Here is a 19,412-nt window from a genome sequence, read left to right on the forward strand (position 1 = left end):
CGGCCGGGACCAGCACGGCCAGCAGCGCGATGAACAGCGTCATGGCGCTGAAGAACACGACGCTGCCGCGGCCGATGGCCGTAGAGACCGGCGAGCCCCCCTCCCGGGCGACGCTGTAGCCGATGACCCCGACCCACAGACCGAAGCAGGCGCACCCCGGCAGACCAGGCACCGACCCCGAGGCCAAGACACCCACCCTCAGCCCGGCCGGCGTTTGAGGCCTCCGGCCGAAGGCCGGATGCGCGTCAGCCGACGCAACCGGCAGCCGAAGACCGAGGCACACCGCCGCGCGACGGAGGCTCCGCCGTGCTCCCCCTCTCCACCACCGTGAACGCGATCCGCTCCACCCCGCCGACAGGCGCAGCCTCATGCCCGAGCGCAAGCCGCCCCGCCCGCCGCCCGGCTGCCTGCAAAGGCAACCGCACGGTCGTCAGCCCCGGCTGCATGTCAGAGCTGAACGGCAGATCGTCGAACCCGGTGACGGACACATCCTCCGGAATCCGCAGCCCCCGGGACCGCAGCGCCGCGCAGATCCCCAGCGCCACCGTGTCGTTCGCCCCGACGAGGGCGGTCAGGGACGGCTCCCGGTCGAGCAACGCCAACGCCCCCGCGTAACCGGACGACCGGTCGTACGGACCGTGGACGGTGAGCCGGGACGCGTCCCCCGCGAGCTCCGCCGCGGAAAGCGCGGCGAGGTGACCGTCGAGACGGTGCCGCGTCGTCGTACGGTCCGCGGGGCCGGCGACGTACCCGATCCGGCGGTGACCCAGGGAGATGAGGTGCTCCGTGAGCGCCCGCCCCCCGCCCCGGTTGTCGAACTCCAGGGCCACCGCCGTGCCCTCGGGGGCGGCGGTGGAGGGGCGCCCGCAGAGGACGACCCGCGTGCCGTTGGCCGCGAGGCGGCGGATGCGGGAGGCGACGGCGGAGGTGTGCTCCTCGGCGTCGACGGCGGAGCCGGTGATGACGACGGCGGCGGCGCGCTGGCGCAGCAGCAGCGTGAGGTAGGTGAGCTCGCGCTCGGGGGAGCCGCCGGTGTTGCAGACGACGGCGAGTTTGCTGCCGCCGAGCTCGGCCTGCACGGCGCTGGCCATGATGCCGAAGAACGGGTCGGCGACGTCGTTGACGAGCACGCCGACCAGGTCGGACGTGGCCGCGGCCAGCGCGCTCGCCGGCCCGTTGACGACGTAGTCGAGTTCGTCGACGGCCCGCATCACGCGGGCTCTGGTCTCCTCGGCCACCGGGTAATTGCCGCTCAGTACCCGCGAGACCGTCGCCGCGGAGACGTGGGCGCGCGCGGCCACGTCCGCCAGTGTCACTGCCATTGCCGTACGGCTCCCCTCTGCCAGTAGCCCGTAGCTTCCCACGGTTGAACGGAAGCGGGGGAAGAGCCGTACGGCCTACGCGGACGGCGCGTACGCCCAACCGCGCGCCTGTCCGGTGCTTCCGCGCGCGCTCCGTAAGACCTTCGGGAGACACTTCGAAATCAACCGGAAATTCCGTCGGATCCCCCGACTGCCGCCCGACGCCCTTCCGGCCGCCCCCCAGCGGCCTCTTGCGCGGTCGCCGCCCGACCGCTAATTTCCGGTAGCAAGCGCTTTCTATCACGCTCCCACTCCCCAGACCTCAGCCCGGGAGGGCAGATGGCACGCAAGACCGTGCGCATAGCCATGAACGGCGTCACCGGCCGTATGGGCTACCGCCAGCACCTGGTCCGCTCCCTGCTGGCGATCCGCGACGAAGGCGGCCTCGACCTCGGCGACGGCGACGTCCTGTGGCCGGAACCGGTGCTGGTGGGCCGCCGAGAGCACGCGCTGAAGACGCTGGCGGACAGGCACGGACTGGAGCACGTCTCGACCGACCTCGACGCCGTCCTCGCCGACCCGTCGGTCGACGTCTACTTCGACGCGCAGGTCACCCTCGCCCGCGAGGACGCCATCACCCGGGCGATCGCGGCCGGCAAGCACATCTACACCGAGAAGCCCACTGCCACCTCCGCCCGCGGCGCCCTCGAACTCGCCCGGCTGGCCCGCGACAGGGGCGTCAAGCACGGCGTGGTGCAGGACAAGCTCTTCCTGCCGGGCCTGCTGAAGCTGAAGCGGCTGATCGACGGGGGCTTCTTCGGCCGGATCCTGTCCGTGCGCGGCGAGTTCGGCTACTGGGTCTTCGAAGGCGACTGGCAGCCCGCCCAGCGCCCGAGCTGGAACTACCGCGCGCAGGACGGCGGCGGCGTGGTGCTGGACATGTTCCCGCACTGGGAGTACATCCTGCACGAGCTTTTCGGCCGGGTGGAGACGGTACAGGCACACGTCACCACGCACATCCCGCGCCGCTGGGACGAGAAGGGCAAGGCGTACGAGGCGACCGCCGACGACGCCGCGTACGGGATCTTCGGCCTCGAGGGGGGTGTCGTGGCGCAGATCAACTCCTCCTGGGCGGTCCGCGTCAACCGTGACGAGCTGGTGGAGTTCCAGGTCGACGGCACCGAGGGCTCCGCGGTCGCGGGCCTGCGCGAATGCCGCGTCCAGCACCGTTCGGCGACCCCGAAGCCGGTGTGGAACCCGGACCAGCCGGCCACCGAGTCCTTCCGCGACCAGTGGCAGCCGGTGCCGGACAACGGCGAGTTCGCCAACGGCTTCCGCGCGCAGTGGGAGCTGTTCCTGCGGCACGTCGCGCTGGACGAGCCGTACCACTGGGACCTGCTGGCCGGCGCCCGCGGCGTACAGCTCGCCGAGCTGGGCCTGAGGGCCGCGGCCGAGGGCCGCCGGCTCGACGTGCCGGAGCTGGCCCTGTGATCCGGCTGCCGGACGGCAGCGGGGGGCTGCGGGTGTACGAGCCGCGCGCCGACGTCCGCGCCCCCGCGCCCGGCGGGGCGCCGCTCGCGTCGCGCGTGGTGTTCGCGGCGGCGCACGTCGTCGCGGACCCGTGCGCGGACACCACCCCCGACGGCCCGGCCGCCGTCGACTGGGACGCGACGCTGGCCTTCCGCCGGCACCTGTGGTCGTACGGGCTCGGCGTCGCGGAGGCCATGGACACCGCCCAGCGGGGCATGGGCCTGGACTGGGCGGGGGCCGCGGAGCTGGTGCGGCGCTCGGCGGCGGAGGCGCGCGCGGTGGGCGGGCGGATCGCGTGCGGCGCCGGCACGGACCAGCTGGCGCCCGGCGCGCACACCCCCGGCGAGGTCCGGGCCGCGTACCAGGACCAGCTCGCGCTGGTGGAGGGGGCGGGCGCGCAGGTGATCCTCATGGCGTCGCGGGCCCTCGCGGCGGCGGCCCGCGGCCCCGGGGACTATCTCGACGTCTACGGCTCGCTGCTGCGCCAGGCACGGGAGCCGGTGATCCTCCACTGGCTCGGCGACATGTTCGACCCGGCGCTGCGGGGCTACTGGGGGAGCACGGACCTGGACGCCGCCACGGACACGTTCCTCGAGGTGATCGCCGCACATCCGGACAAGGTCGACGGGGTGAAGGTCTCCCTGCTGGACGCCGGCCGCGAGATCGCGCTGCGCCGTCGGCTGCCGGACGGGGTGCGCTGCTACACGGGCGACGACTTCAACTACCCGGAGCTGATCGCGGGGGACGAGAAGGGCTTCAGCCACGCCCTGCTGGGCATCTTCGACCCCCTGGGACCACTGGCCGCCGAGGCGGTACGGGTGCTCGACACGGGGGACGCGGCGGGCTTCCGGAAGGTGCTCGATCCGACGGTCGAACTCTCCCGGCACCTCTTCGAGGCCCCGACGCGCTTCTACAAGACGGGTGTCGTCTTCCTCGCCTGGCTGGCGGGGCACCAGTCGCACTTCACGATGGTCGGCGGACTGCAGTCCGCGCGCTCCCTCCCGCATCTGGCGAAGGCGTACGAACTCGCCGACCGAATCGGCCTGTTCCCCGATCCCGCCCTCGCCGAACACCGGATGGGGTCCCTTCTCGACGTGTACGGGGTGACGCGATGACGGATGTCGCACGGTTCAGCCTCAACCAGGAGACCCTCAGGCAGTGGTCCCTCCCCGAGCTGGCCGCCGGCTGCGAGACGGCCGGTGTACGGGGCGTCGGCCTGTGGCGCGCGCCCGTGCAGGAGTACGGGGTGGAGGCGGCGGCGAAGCTGATGCGCGCGGCGGGGCTGACCGTCACGAGCCTGTGCCGGGGCGGTTTCTTCACCGCTTTCCCCGGGCCGGAGCGCACGGCCGCCCTCGACGACAACCGGCGCGCGATCGACGAGGCGGCGGCCCTCGGCACCGACACGCTGGTGCTGGTTTCCGGGGGCCTGCCGGCGGGAAGCCGCGATCTCGCCGGCGCCCGCGAACGGATCGCCGACGCGCTGGCGGAGCTGGCCCCGTACGCCCGCGAGAGGGGCGTACGGCTGGCGATCGAACCGCTGCACCCGATGTACGCGGCGGACCGGTGCGTGGTCTCGACGCTGGCGCAGGCGCTGGAGCTGGCGGAGCGGTTCGACGCGGCGGACGTCGGGGTGGTCGTCGACACGTACCACCTGTGGTGGGACGACACGGTCGCCGACGGGATCGCGCGGGCGGGCGCGGGCGGGCGGATCGCCGCGTTCCAGCTGGCGGACTGGGTGACGCCGCTCCCCGAGGGCGTCCTGCTGGGCCGGGGGCAACTCGGGGACGGGTCGGTGAACTTCCGCTGGTTTTGCGAGCGGGTCGACGCGGCCGGCTACGACGGGCCGGTCGAGGTGGAGATCTTCAACCCCCGTCTGTGGGAGCGCGACGGCACGGAGGTGCTGGCGGAGACCCTGCGGAGGTTCCGGGAGGTGCTGTGACGGCTTACGCGGCCCGGTGCTTGGCGGTGTTCCCGCCGCCGAACAGCCGGCTCAGGGAGCCGAGGAGACCGCTGGGCTGCCGGGTCTGCCGCTGTTCCGCGTCGAGATAGTCCGACAGGCCGCTGGCCTTGACGTTTTTCTTCTTCGCGAGCTGCGACAGCGCCGTGATCGCCAGCGGCAGCACGATCTTCATCGCGTTCGACACCTGCGCCACGGGCAGCCCCGTACGAGCCGCCACGGTGCGGGCCACCGGTAGCGTCACCCGGGCCAGCAGGGAGCCCACGATGCTGCTGCCCAGCATGCCGGCGCCCATGAAGCCGCGGGCTCCGGCGGGCATCTGCGTGCCGGGGGTGCCGGGCGCGGGGCCGGTCAGCGGGCTGACGTCGACGGGGACCGCGCTGCCGTCGGCCGGCACCTCGTTGAACGCCTCGGCGACATGCCGGGCGCCCTGCGGGGTGCGCGCCTCCTCGGCCAGGGTTCCCGACAGGCTGGCGATGGTTTCATCGACCAGCTTCTTCACCGTGTGGTCGCTGGTCCCGAGCTCTTCGGCGAGCCGGGTCACCTGCTCGCTGCCCAGCTGGTCGAGCACCGCTTTGTGCACCGCTTTGTTGCTCATGCCTCCACGCTAAGGCTTCGGGATCAACCCGGCATGTCGGGCATCCTGTGCCCAATTTTTGTTACGGATGGATAACTTGCGGATTCGGTGCAACCCTCGACCGCTCACCGCGGTCGTATAGGACGTCAGGCTTCCCGGGGGGTGTGCCAGGGGGGTGCGGGAAGGCTGATGGAGGGGGATCGTGAAGGGGCCCGGTCGATTGCGACCGGGCTCCTTGACTTTTCCGCGCGGGGTGCCGGCCTGTGGAAAACCTGACCTGTGGACAACTGAACGGGCTGTCGGCGCCGTTCGGTAGCGTCGTGGTATGTCACAGCCCGCCGTCCGCCTTGCCGTCCTCGAGGGAGTCCTCGAGCGGATCACGTACGCCAACGAGGAGAACGGCTACACCGTCGCCCGCGTCGACACCGGCCGCGGCGCCGGCGATCTGCTCACGGTCGTCGGCTCGCTGCTCGGCGCCCAGCCCGGCGAGTCGCTGCGGATGGAGGGCCGCTGGGGCTCGCACCCGCAGTACGGCAAGCAGTTCACGGTGGAGAACTACACGACGGTGCTCCCCGCCACGATCCAGGGCATCCGCCGCTATCTGGGCTCCGGCCTGATCAAGGGCATCGGCCCGCGCATCGCCGACCGCATCACCGAGCACTTCGGGGTGGACACCCTGGATGTCATCGAGCAGGACCCGGGCCGTCTCGTCGAGGTCCCCGGCCTCGGCCCCAAGCGCACCAAGCTGATCGCCGCCGCCTGGGAGGAGCAGAAGGCCATCAAGGAGGTCATGGTCTTCCTCCAGGGCGTCGGCGTCTCCACGTCCATCGCGGTGCGGATCTACAAGAAGTACGGCGACGCCTCCATCTCCGTGACGAAGAACGAGCCGTACCGCCTGGCGGCCGACGTCTGGGGCATCGGCTTCCTCACCGCCGACCGGATCGCCCAGGCCGTCGGCATCCCGCACGACAGCCCCGAGCGGGTGAAGGCCGGACTGCAGTACGCCCTGTCGCAGTCCAGCGACCAGGGTCACTGCTTCCTCCCCGAGCAGCGGCTGATCGCCGACGCGGTGAAGCTGCTGCAGGTCGACACGGGCCTGGTCATCGACTGTCTGGCGGAGCTCGCGGCGGAGGAGGGGGTGGTGAAGGAACAGGTGCCCGGCCCGGAGGGGGAGCCGGTCACGGCGGTCTATCTGGTGCCGTTCCACCGCGCCGAGCGCTCCCTCGCCGGACAGCTGCTCGCTCTGCTGCGGACGGGGGAGGACCGGCTGCCCGTGTTCCGGGACGTCGACTGGAGCAAGGCCCTGGCCTGGCTGCAGACGAAGACCGGCGCCGACCTCGCCCCCGAGCAGCGCGACGCCGTGCGTCTGGCCCTCACCGAAAAGGTGGCGGTGCTCACCGGCGGCCCCGGCTGCGGCAAGTCGTTCACCGTCCGCTCGGTGGTCGAGCTGGCGCGGGCCAAGCGGGCCCGGGTGGTGATGGCGGCGCCCACGGGCCGCGCCGCGAAGCGGCTCGCGGAGCTCACCGGCGCGGAGGCGTCCACGGTGCACCGGCTGCTGGAGCTGAAGCCCGGCGGGGACGCCGCGTACGACCGGGACCGGCCGCTGGAGGCGGATCTGGTCGTCGTCGACGAGGCCTCGATGCTCGATCTTCTCCTGGCGAACAAGCTGGTCAAGGCCATCCCGCCGGGCGCGCACCTGCTGCTCGTCGGCGACGTGGACCAGTTGCCGTCCGTCGGGGCCGGCGAGGTGCTGCGCGATCTGCTTGCCGACGGCAGCCCGGTGCCCTCCGTCCGGCTCACCCGGATCTTCCGTCAGGCCCAGCAGTCCGGCGTGGTCACCAACGCCCACCGGATCAACGAGGGACAGCATCCGCTCACCCAGGGGATGAGCGACTTCTTCCTCTTCGTCGAGGACGACACGGAGGAGGCCGGCCGGCTCACGGTCGATGTGGCGGCCCGCCGCATCCCCCAGCGCTTCGGCCTCGATCCCCGCCGTGACGTGCAGGTTCTCGCCCCCATGCACCGCGGTCCGGCGGGCGCGGGCATGCTGAACGGGCTGCTCCAGCAGGCGATCACCCCGCCCCGCGAGGGCCTGGCGGAGAGGCGGTTCGGCGGCCGGATCTTCCGCGTCGGCGACAAGATCACTCAGATCAGGAACAACTACGAAAAGGGGCGGAACGGAGTTTTCAACGGCACGCTGGGGGTGGTGACCGCCCTCGACCCCGTCGAGCAGCGGCTCACCGTGCTCACCGACGAGGACGAGGAGGTGCCGTACGACTTCGACGAGCTGGACGAACTGGCGCACGCCTATGCCGTGACGATCCACCGTTCGCAGGGCAGCGAGTATCCGGCGGTGGTGATCCCTGTCACCACCGGGGCTTGGACGATGCTCCAGCGCAATCTGCTCTACACCGCTGTGACCAGGGCGAAGAAGCTCGTCGTCCTGGTGGGCTCGCGCAAGGCCCTGGGGCAGGCCGTACGGACCGTCTCCGCAGGTCGCCGAGGTACGGCGCTGGATCACCGGCTGCGCCGCGGCTGAGGCCCCGCTCCCGGTTCCGGATGGCGGAACCATGGTCCGTGGGTGGCACGGAGTGCCGTATCTTGAACCCTCGGCTGACCCCGAGTGCACGAAAGTCGCACGGATGGGGGAAGCTGGAGGTTAGTCAGGGCACAGGATGGACCTCCAACTGCACCTCAATGAAGAGGCACGATACGTCGGGTGAGGAAAGACGTGAGCGACAACTCTGTAGTACTTCGGTACGGGGACGGCGAATACACCTACCCGATCGTCGACAGCACGGTCGGTGACACGGGCGTCGACATCGGCAAGCTCCGCGCCCAGACCGGTCTGGTAACCCTGGACTCCGGCTACGGCAACACCGCGGCGTACAAGTCCGCGATCACCTACCTGGACGGTGAGCAGGGCATCCTGCGCTACCGCGGGTACCCGATCGAGCAGCTGGCCGAGCGCAGCACGTTCCTGGAGGTCGCCTACCTCCTGATCAACGGTGAGCTCCCCAAGGTCGACGAGCTCTCCGTGTTCCGGGACGAGATCACCCGGCACACGCTGCTGCACGAGGACGTGAAGCGCTTCTACGACGGCTTCCCCCGCGACGCGCACCCGATGGCCATGCTGTCGTCGGTGGTCAGCGCGCTGTCCACGTTCTACCAGGACAGCCACAACCCGTTCGACGAGGGCCAGCGCCATCTGTCGACGATCCGGCTGCTGGCGAAGCTGCCGACGATCGCGGCCTACGCGTACAAGAAGTCCGTCGGCCAGCCGGTGGTCTACCCGCGCAACGACCTGGGCTACGTCGAGAACTTCCTGCGCATGACGTTCTCGGTGCCGGCCGCCGAGTACGAGCTGGACCCGGTCGTGGTCTCCGCGCTGGACAAGCTGCTGATCCTGCACGCCGACCACGAGCAGAACTGCTCCACGTCCACGGTGCGGCTCGTCGGCTCCTCGCAGGCCAACCTGTTCGCCTCGATCTCCGCCGGCATCAGCGCCCTGTGGGGCCCGCTGCACGGCGGCGCCAACCAGTCGGTGCTGGAGATGCTCGAGGGCATCAAGGGCAACGGCGGCGACGTCGACTCCTTCATCCGCAAGGTGAAGAACAAGGAGGACGGCGTCCGGCTGATGGGCTTCGGCCACCGGGTCTACAAGAGCTTCGACCCGCGCGCGAAGATCATCAAGGCGGCGGCGCACGACGTCCTGTCCGCGCTCGGCAAGTCCGACGAGCTGCTGGACATCGCGCTGAAGCTGGAGGAGCACGCGCTCTCCGACGACTACTTCGTCTCGCGCAACCTCTACCCGAACGTCGACTTCTACACCGGTCTGATCTACCGGGCGATGGGCTTCCCGACCGAGATGTTCACGGTCCTGTTCGCCCTCGGCCGGCTGCCCGGCTGGGTCGCCCAGTGGCACGAGATGATCAAGGAGCCGGGCTCCCGTATCGGCCGCCCGCGCCAGATCTACACCGGCGAGGTCCTGCGGGACTTCGTCCCGGTCGAGGAGCGCTGACCCCGCTTCTCCCCGTACAACCGAAGGCGCCCCGTGCCGATCCCCCCACGGATCGGCCGGGGCGCTTCGACTTCCCGGCCCAGACTCCCCCCACGGGGTCCAGGCCGGGCGTCTTTCCCACTGTCGGGAGACGTGGACGAACGGGAGGGCCGCTCAAGCTCCCCGCACTCCATGTATCCCGGACACCATGCCGACTCCGCCGGGTGTCGGCATCACCCCCTTAGACTCGCGAACCCGCGAAAGGGTTACCCTCCGATTTGTGTGATGTGGGTCACATCGTGGGTCACATCGCCTGGGGTGGTCCGGCTCGTGAACGGGGGCGGGGTCCTCCGGTGCGCGACCGCGGTCGCCCTCCGGAGAACCCCGCCCCCGCGCCCCGCGTGTCAGCGGAACGTCCGCAGCCGCAGGCTGTTCATCACCACGAACACCGACGAGAACGCCATCGCCGCCCCCGCCAGCATCGGGCTCAGCAGCCCCGCGGCGGCCAGCGGCAGCGCCGCGACGTTGTACCCGAACGCCCAGAACAGGTTCCCCTTGATGGTGCCGAGCGTCCGCCGCGACAGCCGGATCGCGTCGGCCGCCACCCGCAGGTCCCCCCGTACCAGCGTCAGGTCCCCGGCCTCGATGGCGGCGTCGGTCCCGGTTCCCATCGCCAGGCCCAGATCGGCCGTGGCCAGCGCGGCGGCGTCGTTGACCCCGTCGCCGACCATCGCGACCGTACGCCCCTGCTCCTGCAAGGCCTTCACGACGGAGACCTTGTCCTCCGGCAGCACCTCCGCGTGCACCTCGTCGATGCCGACCGTACGGGCCACCGACCGCGCCACGGTCTCGTTGTCCCCCGTGAGCAGCACCGGCGTGAGCCCCAGCGCCCGCAGCTGTCCGATGGCCTCCGCGCTGGTGTCCTTGACCGCGTCGGCGACCGTGAGCACCCCGCGCGCCGCCCCGTCCCAGGCCACGGCGACCGCCGTACGGCCCTCGGCCTCGGCGGCGGCCTTGGCGGAGGCGAGCTCGGGAGGCAGCGTGATCGACCACTGCCCGAGCAGCTTCTCCCGGCCGACCAGCACCGCGTGCCCGTCGACGACGCCCTGGACACCGAGCCCGGCGACGTTCTCGAAGCTCTCCGGCACCGGCAGCGAGGCGCCCCGCTCTATCGCACCGTCCGCGATGGCGCGGGCGATGGGGTGCTCGGAGGCGTGCTCCAGCGATCCGGCCAGGCGCAGCAGCTCCGCCTCGTCCGTGCCGGGCGCGGTGACGGCCTCCTGGAGGGTCATCTTCCCGGTGGTGACGGTGCCGGTCTTGTCCAGGACGACGGTGTCGACCCGCCGCGTGGACTCCAGCACCTCCGGCCCCCGGATCAGGATGCCCAGCTGGGCGCCCCGGCCCGTACCGACCATGAGGGCCGTCGGCGTGGCCAGCCCCAGCGCGCAGGGGCAGGCGATGATCAGTACGGCCACCGCCGCCGTGAAGGCCGCGGCCGGCCCGGAGCCGCTGCCCAGCCAGAAGCCGAGCGTGGCCACGGCGAGCCCGATGACGATCGGCACGAAGACCGCGGAGATCCGGTCCGCGAGCCGCTGCACCTCGGCCTTGCCGTTCTGCGCGTCCTCCACCAGCCGCGCCATCCGCGACAGCTGGGTGTCGGAGCCGACCCGGGTGGCCTCGACGACGAGCCGCCCGGAGGCGTTGACCGTGGCACCCGTGACGCTGTCGCCGGGGGCGACGTCGACGGGGACGGACTCACCGGTGAGCATCGAGGCGTCCACGGCGGACGTCCCCTCGAGCACCACACCGTCGGTCGCGATCTTCTCCCCGGGGCGTACGACGAACCGCATGCCCGTCTCAAGCTGACCGACGGGGATCCGTACCTCCTTGCCGCCCCGCAGGACGGCGACGTCCTTCGCCCCGAGCTCCAGCAGCGCCTTCAGGGCGGCGCCCGCCTTGCGCTTGGAACGCTGCTCCAGATACCGCCCGAGCAGGATGAACGCGGTGACGCCGGCCGCCGCCTCCAGATAGATCGCCGAGCTGCCCTCGCCGCGCGAGACGGTCAGGTCGAACCCGTGCCGCATGCCGGGCATGCCGGCGTCTCCCCAGAACAGCGCCCACACCGACCAGCCGAGTGCGGCGATCGTCCCTATGGAGATCAGCGTGTCCATGGTGGCCGCGCCGTGCCGGGCGTTGGTCCAGGCGGCCTTGTGGAACTGCCAGCCGCCCCAGACGACGGCCGGTGCGGCCAGCGTCAGGGACAGCCACTGCCAGTACTCGAACTGCCAGGCCGGCACCATCGCCAGCGCGATGACCGGGACGGCCAGGGCGACCGTCACCAGCAGCCGGTGGCGCAGGGCGGCGAGTCCGCCGTCCCGCGCCTCCGCCTGCCCGGCCTCCGGGGTTTCGGCGGCCGGGGGCTGGGGGACGGCGGCGGTGTAACCGGTCTTCTCGACGGTGGCGATGAGGTCGGCGACCTCGGTGCCGCCCTCGAAGGAGACCTTGGCCTTCTCGGTGGCGTAGTTGACGGTGGCCGTCACGCCGTCCATCCGGTTGAGCTTCTTCTCGATCCGCGCGGCGCAGGAGGCGCAGGTCATTCCGCCGATCTCGAGTTCGACCTGCTGGTCCGGTGCTGTGGCTGGCGGGCTGGACACGGTTCCTCCTTCGTCGTACGTCCTGCGTGGGTGCGGGGCCGGGCCGTCAGGCGGCGGGGCCGACCAGTTCGTAACCCGCCTCGTCGACGGCGGCGCGCACGGCGGCCTCGTCGAGGGCGGCCTCGGAGGTCACGGTGACCTCGCCGGTGGCGGCGACGGCCTTGACCGAGGTGACGCCCGCGAGCTCGGAGATCTCGGAGCTGACGGAGCTCTCGCAGTGGCCGCAGCTCATGCCGGAGACCTGGTAGACGGTGGTGATGGCCATGGTGGCTCCTCGGAAGTTCGATTCGGTTCCGTTGATACTCACACTATACCCCCTAGGGGTATCACGCAAAGCTTTTGGGGGGGAGAGTTGTGGCCGCTGTCGCTGGGGGTGTCCCGGTGGTGGCGGTCAGGCGTCGCCGGGGCGCGGCGTGAGGGCGTCCGTGCCGACGAGGGGGGCGAGGTAGCCGCGCAGGGCGCTCTTGAGCTGGGTCGTGTACGCGTCGCGCGCCGCGCCGGTGTGGGCGGAGATCAGGTCCAGTCCGCCCTTGAAGATCGCGAACGTCATCTGGGTGATCCGCTCGGCCTCGGTGTCCGTCAGCTCGGGCGCGCGCGCCTGTACGAGGGCCTGGGTGGAGGCGACCAGTGAGGCGCTGACGGTGTCGTGCTCCCGGGCGTAGCCCTCGGGGGCGTCGCCGCCCTCCAGCAGGGTGTGGAACGCCGGGTTCTCGACGGAGAAGGCGACCAGCGGGTCGATGACCGTGTCGATCAGGTCGTCCAGCGGCAGCAGCGCGTTGCCGGGGGCCAGGGCCTCGCTGTGGGCGTCGCGCAGCTCCTGGTTGTAGCGCCGGCCCAGCTCGATGGCCAGGGCCTCCTTGTTGGGGAAGAACTGGTACAGCGTGCCCGGCGAGACCTGCGCCTCCCTGGCGATGGCGTTGGTCGTCGCGCCCGCGTAGCCCTTCTCGTGGAACACCCGGCCGGCGGCCCGCAGCAGCTGGTCGATGCGCTTCTCGCCGCGCGCCTGGCGGCGGCGCGCGGGGCGCCGGGTGCTGCTGGTCTCCGCGGTCTCGGTCACGCTCCGACATTCCCACTGGTCGGCCCCGAAGACAAATACGAGCCTCCGCTCGCATTCATCCCCAGGAGTGATTGACAATGCGAGTCTTCACTCGCAATTCTGGTGTCATGAAACGCGAGCGATCGCTCGCGTTCGGTGGGTCCCGGCTGCCTGGGGAGGGCGGTCCGCGGGCTCGTGCGGACGGACTGACGTCGGGAGGCGGGCCTGATGACCGAGGCGGAGCGGAAGCGGACAGGGCGATTCGCGGGGGTGGTGACGGCCCGGCCGCGGCTGGTGCTGCTGTTGGCCCTGCTGTTCACGGTGCTGGCGGTGGTCGGGGGCGGCGGGGTCGCCGACCGGCTCAGCGGCGGCGGGTGGCAGGACCCGGGCTCGGAGTCGGCGTTCGCCGGCGAGTCGCTGGACGAGCACTTCCCGGGCTCGCGCCCGAATCTCCTGCTCCTGGTCGACACGGGGATATCCGGCGGGGTCGACGACCCGGCGGCGGTGGCTGAGGCCCGCGCGCTCGCCGGGCGGCTCGCGGACCGGACCGGCGTGGTCGGTGTGGGGTCGTACTGGGCGGCCGAGCCCGGCTCCCCGCAGGCCGCCGCGCTGCGCTCGAAGGACGGCCGGGAGGCCGTGGTCGCCGCCCGGATCACGGGGGACGAGTCGCGGGTGGCGGAAGTGTACGAGGGGCTGGCCCCGGAGTTCCGCGGCCAGCACGGCCCGCTCGAGGTGCGCCTGGGCGGTGAGGCGGCGGTGCGGGACGAGCTGCAGACGACCATCCGCGAGGACCTGCTGCGGGCCGAGCTGATCGCCCTGCCGGTGACGCTGGTCCTGCTGGTGATCGTCTTCGGCAGCGCGGTCGCCGCCCTGCTTCCGCTGGGCGTGGGGATCATCGCCGTCCTCGGCACCAACGCCGTGCTGCGCGTGATCACACAGTTCACGGACGTCTCGGTCTTCGCGCAGAATCTGACGACCGCGCTGGGGCTGGGCCTGGCCGTCGACTATGCGCTGTTCATCGTGCGCCGCTTCCGTGAGGAGGTCGCCGCCGGGGCCGATCCGCGGACCGCGATCGGGACGACCCTGCGCACGGCCGGCCGGACGGTGCTGTTCTCCGCGCTCACGGTGGCGGTCTCGCTGTCCGCGATGCTGCTCTTCCCCCAGTTCTTCCTGCGCTCCTTCGCCTACGCCGGGATCGCGGTGGTGCTGCTGGCCGCCGCTGCCGCCCTGATCGTGCTGCCGGCGGCCCTGCTGCTGCTCGGGCGGCGGGTCGACGCCTGGCGGCTGCTGCCCGCGCGGCGCGGTGCGGGCGGGGGCGGCTGGGCGCGGCTGGCCCGGACGGTGATGCGCAGGGCGCCGCTGTTCGCGCTGGCCACGACGGCGGGGCTGGTGCTGCTGGGGCTGCCGTTCCTGCGGGTCGAGTTCGGCACGGCCGACGACCGGCAGCTTCCGGCGACGGCCGAGGCGCATGTGGTGCAGCAGCACATACGTGAGGGCTTCCCCGGCACGCCCGGCGGCACGCTCGACGTGTTCGTCGACGGGGGCGGCGCGACGGACGCCGCGCTGGCGGACTACCGGCGGCAGGTGGCGGGGCTGCCCGGCGTCGCCTCGGTGGCGGTCCCGGTGCGCGGCCCGGACGGCACGGCCCTGCTGACGGTCACCGGCGAGGGGGAGGCGGTGGACGCGGACAGCCGGGAGCTGGTGCGGGACATCCGCGGGCTCACCCCGCCGTTCGACGCCTCCGTCACCGGCCGGGCCGCCGAGCTCGTGGACTCCACGGACGCCATCGCGGAGGTCCTGCCCCGGGCCGGGCTGCTCGTCATAGGCGTGACCCTGGTGCTGTTGTTTCTCCTTACGGGCAGCGTGCTGGTGCCGGTGCTGGCCGTCGCCCTCAACGCGCTCAGCCTCACGGCGATGTTCGGGGCCATGGTCTGGATCTTCCAGGACGGCCATCTGTCCGGACCGCTGGGCTTCACCCCCACGGGCAGCGTCGAGACGACCCTGCCGGTGCTGATGTTCTGCGTCGCCTTCGGACTGTCCATGGACTACGGGGTCTTCCTGCTCTCCCGGATCAAGGAGGAGTACGACCGCACCGGTTCGCACCGGGACTCGGTGGTGTTCGGCCTGAGCCGCACCGGCGGGCTGATCACGGCCGCGGCGGTGATCCTCGCGGTGGTGATGGTGGCGATCGGCAGCTCGCGGATCGCGAACACCAAGATGCTGGGGCTGGGACTGGCCCTGGCGGTGCTGATGGACGCGATGGTGGTGCGCGGTCTGCTGGTGCCGGCGGTGCTGCGGCTCACCGGCCGTGCCACCTGGTGGGCGCCGGGGCCGCTGGCCCGCCTGCACGCCCGGTTCGGCCTGAGCGAGGGCGCCCCGGCGGCGTCCGGACCGGCGGCGGACGCGGGGCGGGAGAAGAAGCCCGAGCGCGATCTGTCGGGCATACCCGGCTGAGGGCTGAGGTCTGCTGCCGTACGCCGGCCGCAGGCGGCGGCCCCGGTACGGCCCCGGGGGCGGAGCCGCGTTGCCCGAGAGCGCGGATCCACCCCCGGGACGGCTGGGGAACGGGTCAGTCGACGCCGCGTCTGCCCCGGTTGCTGGGTCGCTGCGCGACCCAGCGGCGGATGGTCTCGACGTACCAGAGGGGCTTGCCGTGCTCCACCGTGTCCGGTGGCGGCATCAGCCCGTGCTTCCGGTAGGACCGCACGGTGTCCGTCTGGACACCGATGTGCGCCGCGATCTCCCTGTACGACCACAGTCTCCGGTCAGCCATGGGGGGTGCCTCCTGCCTGAGTGATCAGCAGCCTGTGATCCCTCAACGACGCCGTCCCCGCGGGGGTCAGGGGCTGTGGAGCAGCTGTGACCCGGAGCCCGCGTAACGGTGACAAATGTTACGAGGGCGGTTCCAGATGCAGCCGGGCCGGTACGTGACGCGACCGGAGACCGTTGACACGGCGGGGACGGCAGGTTAGACCGGGAGGCGTGACAAAGAATATTGGACATTGGATCCGCGGCCAGGCCGTGGCGGGCACCTCCGGGCGGCAGGGGCCCGTCTACAACCCGGCCACCGGGGCGCAGGCCGCGCACGTCGACTTCGCATCGGTCGAGGAGGTCGACGCCGCCGTCGCCGCGGCGAAGGCGGCTTACGAGCACTGGGGCCGGACCTCGCTCGCCAGGCGCACCGAGGTGCTCTTCCGGTTCCGCGAGCTCCTCGCCGCCCATCGCGGGGAGATCGCCGAGCTCGTCACCGCCGAGCACGGCAAGGTGCACAGCGACGCGCTCGGCGAGGTCGCCCGGGGGCTGGAGATCGTCGAGGTCGCCTGCGGGATCCCGCAGCTGCTCAAGGGCGAGCTCTCCACGGAGGTCTCGACCCGGGTCGACGTGGCGACGATCCGCCGGCCGGTGGGTGTGGTGGCGGGCATCACGCCGTTCAACTTCCCGGCGATGGTGCCGATGTGGATGTTCCCCCTCGCGATCGCCTGCGGCAACACCTTCGTGCTGAAGCCCAGCGAGAAGGATCCCTCGGCGTCCCTGCGGATCGCCGGGCTGCTCGCCGAGGCGGGGCTGCCCGACGGTGTCTTCAACGTGGTCAACGGTGACAAGGTCGCCGTCGACCGGCTGCTGGAGCACCCCGACGTGCGCGCCGTGTCGTTCGTGGGCTCCACCCCGATCGCCCGGTACGTGCACAGCCGCGCCGTCGAGCACGGCAAGCGGGTGCAGGCCCTGGGCGGCGCCAAGAACCACATGCTCGTGCTGCCCGACGCCGACCTCGACGCCGCCGCCGACGCCGCCGTCTCCGCCGCGTACGGCTCGGCCGGCGAGCGGTGCATGGCCATCTCCGCCGTCGTCGCCGTCGGTGACATCGCCGACGACCTCGTCGCCCGGATCCGGGAGCGCGCGGAGAAGATCAAGATCGGCCCCGGTGACGACCCGGCCTCCGAGATGGGCCCGCTCATCACCCGCGAGCACCGGGACAAAGTCGCCGGCTACGTCGACGGCGCCCGCGAGCAGGGCGCCGAGGTCGCGCTCGACGGCACGGGCTACACCGTCACCGGACTGGAGGACGGCCACTGGCTCGGCCTCACCCTGCTCGACCGGGTCACCCCGGAGATGGACGCCTACCGGGACGAGATCTTCGGCCCGGTGCTGTGCGTCGTACGGGCGGAGTCGTACGAGGAGGGCGTCGAGCTGATCAACAGCTCCCCCTGGGGCAACGGCACGGCGATCTTCACCCGCGACGGCGGCGCCGCGCGGCGCTTCCAGACCGAGGCCGAGGTCGGCATGGTCGGGGTCAACGTGCCGATCCCGGTGCCGGTCGGTTTCCACTCCTTCGGAGGCTGGAAGGACTCGCTCTTCGGCGACCACCACATCTACGGCTCGGAGGGCGTCCGCTTCTACACCCGCGGCCAGGTCGTCACCTCCCGCTGGCCCGACCCCTCGGACGGCGGCGTGAACCTGGGCTTCCCGACGTCCAGCTGACCACCGCCGGGTAACGGTGCCGGCCGCTCGTCTCGCGGGTCCGGCCACCGTCGCCTACGGTGAGGAACAGGTGCGAATGTCTGCTACCTCCCGGGTGCCCGATGCGCCCGTGAGGTCCGCACCCACCATCCCCGACCCAGGGCGGCCGGCGCGCACCACGCGCCGGCCGCCCTCGTGTTACACGCTGTTGCCGCACCGAGATCGTTCCGCAACCCGAAACCTGAGTCCCCCGCGCCTCCCCGCCCGTCGAATACGCGTCAGACGACGAACCCGAGGGGGAGGACCACACCGATGCTCAGACGGATCGCGATCGCCGTGGCCGCCGGTGCGCTGCTGTTCACCGCCGGATGCGGCGCCGGTTCGAGCGGCGACGACAAGGCCGCGGACTCGAAGCCGGCCGACATGCCCAAGTCGCAGGAAGGCGGCCAGGTCGCCCCCGGCGGCGGCACCGCCCGCCAGGACACCGCGGGGGAGATGTCGAAGGACGCCGTCGCCGCGGACATGGTCTCGACGTTCGCGCTGGACGTGGACACCGCCTCGTACCAGTACGCCCGCCGCACCATCAAGGACGGCAGCCTCCCGGAGCCGGGGACCGTCCGCCCGGAGGAGTTCGTCAACAGCTTCCGCCAGAACTACCCCGAGCCCGACGGCAACGGCTTCTCGGTCACCACCGACGGCGCCCTCGCCCCCGGCGAACAGGACTGGACGCTGCTGCGCGTCGGCCTGGCGACCCGCTCCGCCACCAACGCCTACGGCACCGACCGCCGCGCCCCCGCCGCCCTCACCTTCGTCATCGACATCTCCGGCTCGATGGCCGAACCCGGCCGCCTGGACCTGGTCCGCGAGGCCCTGAACCTGACGACCGGCGAGCTGCGCGAGGACGACTCGATGGCCATCGTCACCTTCAGCGACGAGGCCCGCACCCTGTTGCCCATGACCCGCCTCACCCCCGGCAACAAGGACCGCGTCCGCGCCGCCGTCGAGGAACTGCGCCCCACCGACAGCACCAACCTCGCCGCCGGCGTCGAACAGGGCTACGCGGAAGCCGTCGAGCACCTCCGCCCCGGCGCCACCAACCGCGTCGTCCTGCTCTCCGACGCCCTCGCCAACACCGGCGAGACCGACGCCGACGCCATCCTCGAACGCATCGACGGCGCCCGCCGCGACCACGGCATCACCCTCTTCGGCGTGGGCGTCGGCAGCGACTACGGCGACGCCCTCATGGAACGCCTCACCAACCGCGGCGACGGCCACACCACGTACGTCTCCGACATCGACGAGGCCCGCCGCGTCTTCGTCGACCAGCTCCCGCGCAACGTCACCCTGCGCGCCCGCGACGCGAAGGCCCAGGTGGTCTTCGACCAGTCCGCCGTCGAGGAGTTCAAGCTGATCGGCTACGACGACCGCGCCGTCGCCGACCAGGACTTCCGCAACGACAGCGTCGACGGCGGCGAGGTCGGCCCCGGCCACACCGTCACCGCCCTCTACGCGGTCCGCCTGAAGCCCGGCGCCACCGGCCACGTCGCGACGGCCACCGTCCGCTGGCTCGACCCCAGGACCCGCGCCGCGAGCGAGCAGTCCCGGGGCATCGACGCCTCCCGGCTGCGCGGCGCCCTGTGGGGCGAGGCCGACGCGAGGCTCCAGGTCACGGCCCTCGCCGCGTACTTCGCCGACGCCCTGCGCCAGGGCACGGGGACCGGCGAGCGCGGCGACAGCCTGCCCGCCCCGCTGCCCGGCGCCCCCACCGTGCAGCAGCTCGCCGAACGCGCCGGCATCCTCGCCGGACAACTGGAGGACCGCCAGGTGCAGGAGCTCGCGGACACCGTCTCGGGCGCGGTGCGGATCGTGAGCTGAAGCCGCGTTCCCCGGAGCCGGGGC

15 protein-coding genes are annotated in these 19,412 nt (G+C 72.0%); 8 read left to right on the forward strand and 7 right to left on the reverse strand.

Going from position 1 to position 19,412, the window contains the following annotated elements; all coding sequences use genetic code 11:
• Together SRB5_RS33440 and SRB5_RS33445 are read right to left on the reverse strand one after the other, a co-directional pair.
• The coding region (locus tag SRB5_RS33440; RefSeq protein WP_194293111.1) for a hypothetical protein at nt 1–187 on the reverse strand (187 nt) is incomplete at its 3' end.
• 58 nt (nt 188–245) lie between these two features.
• The gene (locus SRB5_RS33445; RefSeq protein WP_153457259.1) at nt 246–1,322 is read right to left on the reverse strand and encodes a LacI family DNA-binding transcriptional regulator; all 1,077 of its coding nucleotides are present in this window, start codon (nt 1,320–1,322) and stop codon (nt 246–248) included.
• 318 nt (nt 1,323–1,640) lie between these two features.
• Between SRB5_RS33445 and SRB5_RS33450 the strand changes: the two genes are divergently transcribed.
• The 3 genes from SRB5_RS33450 to SRB5_RS33460 are packed head-to-tail and all read left to right on the forward strand — an operon-like array spanning nt 1,641 to nt 4,770.
• Complete coding sequence (locus tag SRB5_RS33450) at nt 1,641–2,792, forward strand: Gfo/Idh/MocA family protein (RefSeq protein ID WP_153457261.1); 1,152 nt, start codon at nt 1,641–1,643, stop codon at nt 2,790–2,792.
• The gene (locus SRB5_RS33455; protein ID WP_323378918.1) at nt 2,789–3,946 is read left to right on the forward strand and encodes a dihydrodipicolinate synthase family protein; all 1,158 of its coding nucleotides are present in this window, start codon (nt 2,789–2,791) and stop codon (nt 3,944–3,946) included. Before SRB5_RS33450 ends, SRB5_RS33455 begins: the two co-directional genes overlap by 4 nt.
• Complete coding sequence (locus SRB5_RS33460) at nt 3,943–4,770, forward strand: sugar phosphate isomerase/epimerase family protein (protein ID WP_153457262.1); 828 nt, start codon at nt 3,943–3,945, stop codon at nt 4,768–4,770. The genes SRB5_RS33455 and SRB5_RS33460 overlap by 4 nt, the downstream gene beginning before the upstream one ends.
• A 4-nt stretch (nt 4,771–4,774) precedes the next feature.
• On the opposite strand, the gene SRB5_RS33465 is transcribed toward SRB5_RS33460, so the two are convergent.
• The gene (locus SRB5_RS33465; protein ID WP_153457264.1) at nt 4,775–5,386 is read right to left on the reverse strand and encodes a DUF937 domain-containing protein; all 612 of its coding nucleotides are present in this window, start codon (nt 5,384–5,386) and stop codon (nt 4,775–4,777) included.
• A 304-nt stretch (nt 5,387–5,690) separates the two neighbouring features.
• Here SRB5_RS33465 and recD2 point away from each other — a divergent pair, with 304 nt between their 5' ends.
• Nucleotides 5,691–7,904, forward strand: coding sequence for an SF1B family DNA helicase RecD2 (gene recD2, locus SRB5_RS33470; protein ID WP_153457265.1), 2,214 nt, complete (start codon nt 5,691–5,693; stop codon nt 7,902–7,904).
• 192 nt (nt 7,905–8,096) lie between these two features.
• Entirely contained in the window at nt 8,097–9,386 is a 1,290-nt protein-coding gene (locus tag SRB5_RS33475) for a citrate synthase (protein ID WP_323378920.1), read from the forward strand.
• Between the two features lie 383 nt (nt 9,387–9,769).
• On the opposite strand, the gene SRB5_RS33480 is transcribed toward SRB5_RS33475, so the two are convergent.
• From SRB5_RS33480 to SRB5_RS33490, 3 genes are all read right to left on the reverse strand, one after another.
• Nucleotides 9,770–11,962, reverse strand: a complete 2,193-nt coding sequence (locus SRB5_RS33480) for a heavy metal translocating P-type ATPase (protein ID WP_153457287.1) — start codon at nt 11,960–11,962, stop codon at nt 9,770–9,772.
• Between the two features lie 103 nt (nt 11,963–12,065).
• A complete protein-coding gene (locus SRB5_RS33485; protein WP_153457267.1) occupies nt 12,066–12,284 on the reverse strand; it encodes a heavy-metal-associated domain-containing protein in 219 nt (72 codons plus the stop codon).
• 126 nt (nt 12,285–12,410) lie between these two features.
• On the reverse strand, nt 12,411–13,076 hold the full coding sequence (locus SRB5_RS33490) for a TetR/AcrR family transcriptional regulator (protein ID WP_323378924.1): 666 nt from the start codon (nt 13,074–13,076) through the stop codon (nt 12,411–12,413).
• Nucleotides 13,077–13,283: 207 nt separating this feature from the next.
• Here SRB5_RS33490 and SRB5_RS33495 point away from each other — a divergent pair, with 207 nt between their 5' ends.
• A complete protein-coding gene (locus tag SRB5_RS33495) occupies nt 13,284–15,509 on the forward strand; it encodes an MMPL family transporter (protein ID WP_153457271.1) in 2,226 nt (741 codons plus the stop codon).
• A gap of 115 nt (nt 15,510–15,624) precedes the next feature.
• Here SRB5_RS33495 and SRB5_RS33500 read toward each other — a convergent pair whose 3' ends face one another.
• Nucleotides 15,625–15,828 carry a helix-turn-helix transcriptional regulator gene (locus tag SRB5_RS33500; RefSeq protein WP_153457273.1) on the reverse strand — a complete coding sequence of 68 codons (204 nt, stop codon included), beginning with the start codon at nt 15,826–15,828 and terminating at the stop codon, nt 15,625–15,627.
• Nucleotides 15,829–16,037: 209 nt separating this feature from the next.
• On the opposite strand from SRB5_RS33500, the gene SRB5_RS33505 reads away from it, so the two are divergent.
• The gene (locus SRB5_RS33505; protein WP_323378925.1) at nt 16,038–17,534 is read left to right on the forward strand and encodes a CoA-acylating methylmalonate-semialdehyde dehydrogenase; all 1,497 of its coding nucleotides are present in this window, start codon (nt 16,038–16,040) and stop codon (nt 17,532–17,534) included.
• A gap of 291 nt (nt 17,535–17,825) precedes the next feature.
• Nucleotides 17,826–19,388, forward strand: coding sequence for a vWA domain-containing protein (locus SRB5_RS33510; protein ID WP_153457277.1), 1,563 nt, complete (start codon nt 17,826–17,828; stop codon nt 19,386–19,388).
• Nucleotides 19,389–19,412 lie beyond the last annotated feature (24 nt).

Origin of the sequence: Streptomyces smaragdinus (assembly GCF_009604385.1) — a bacterium.
GTDB lineage: Bacteria > Actinomycetota > Actinomycetes > Streptomycetales > Streptomycetaceae > Streptomyces > Streptomyces smaragdinus.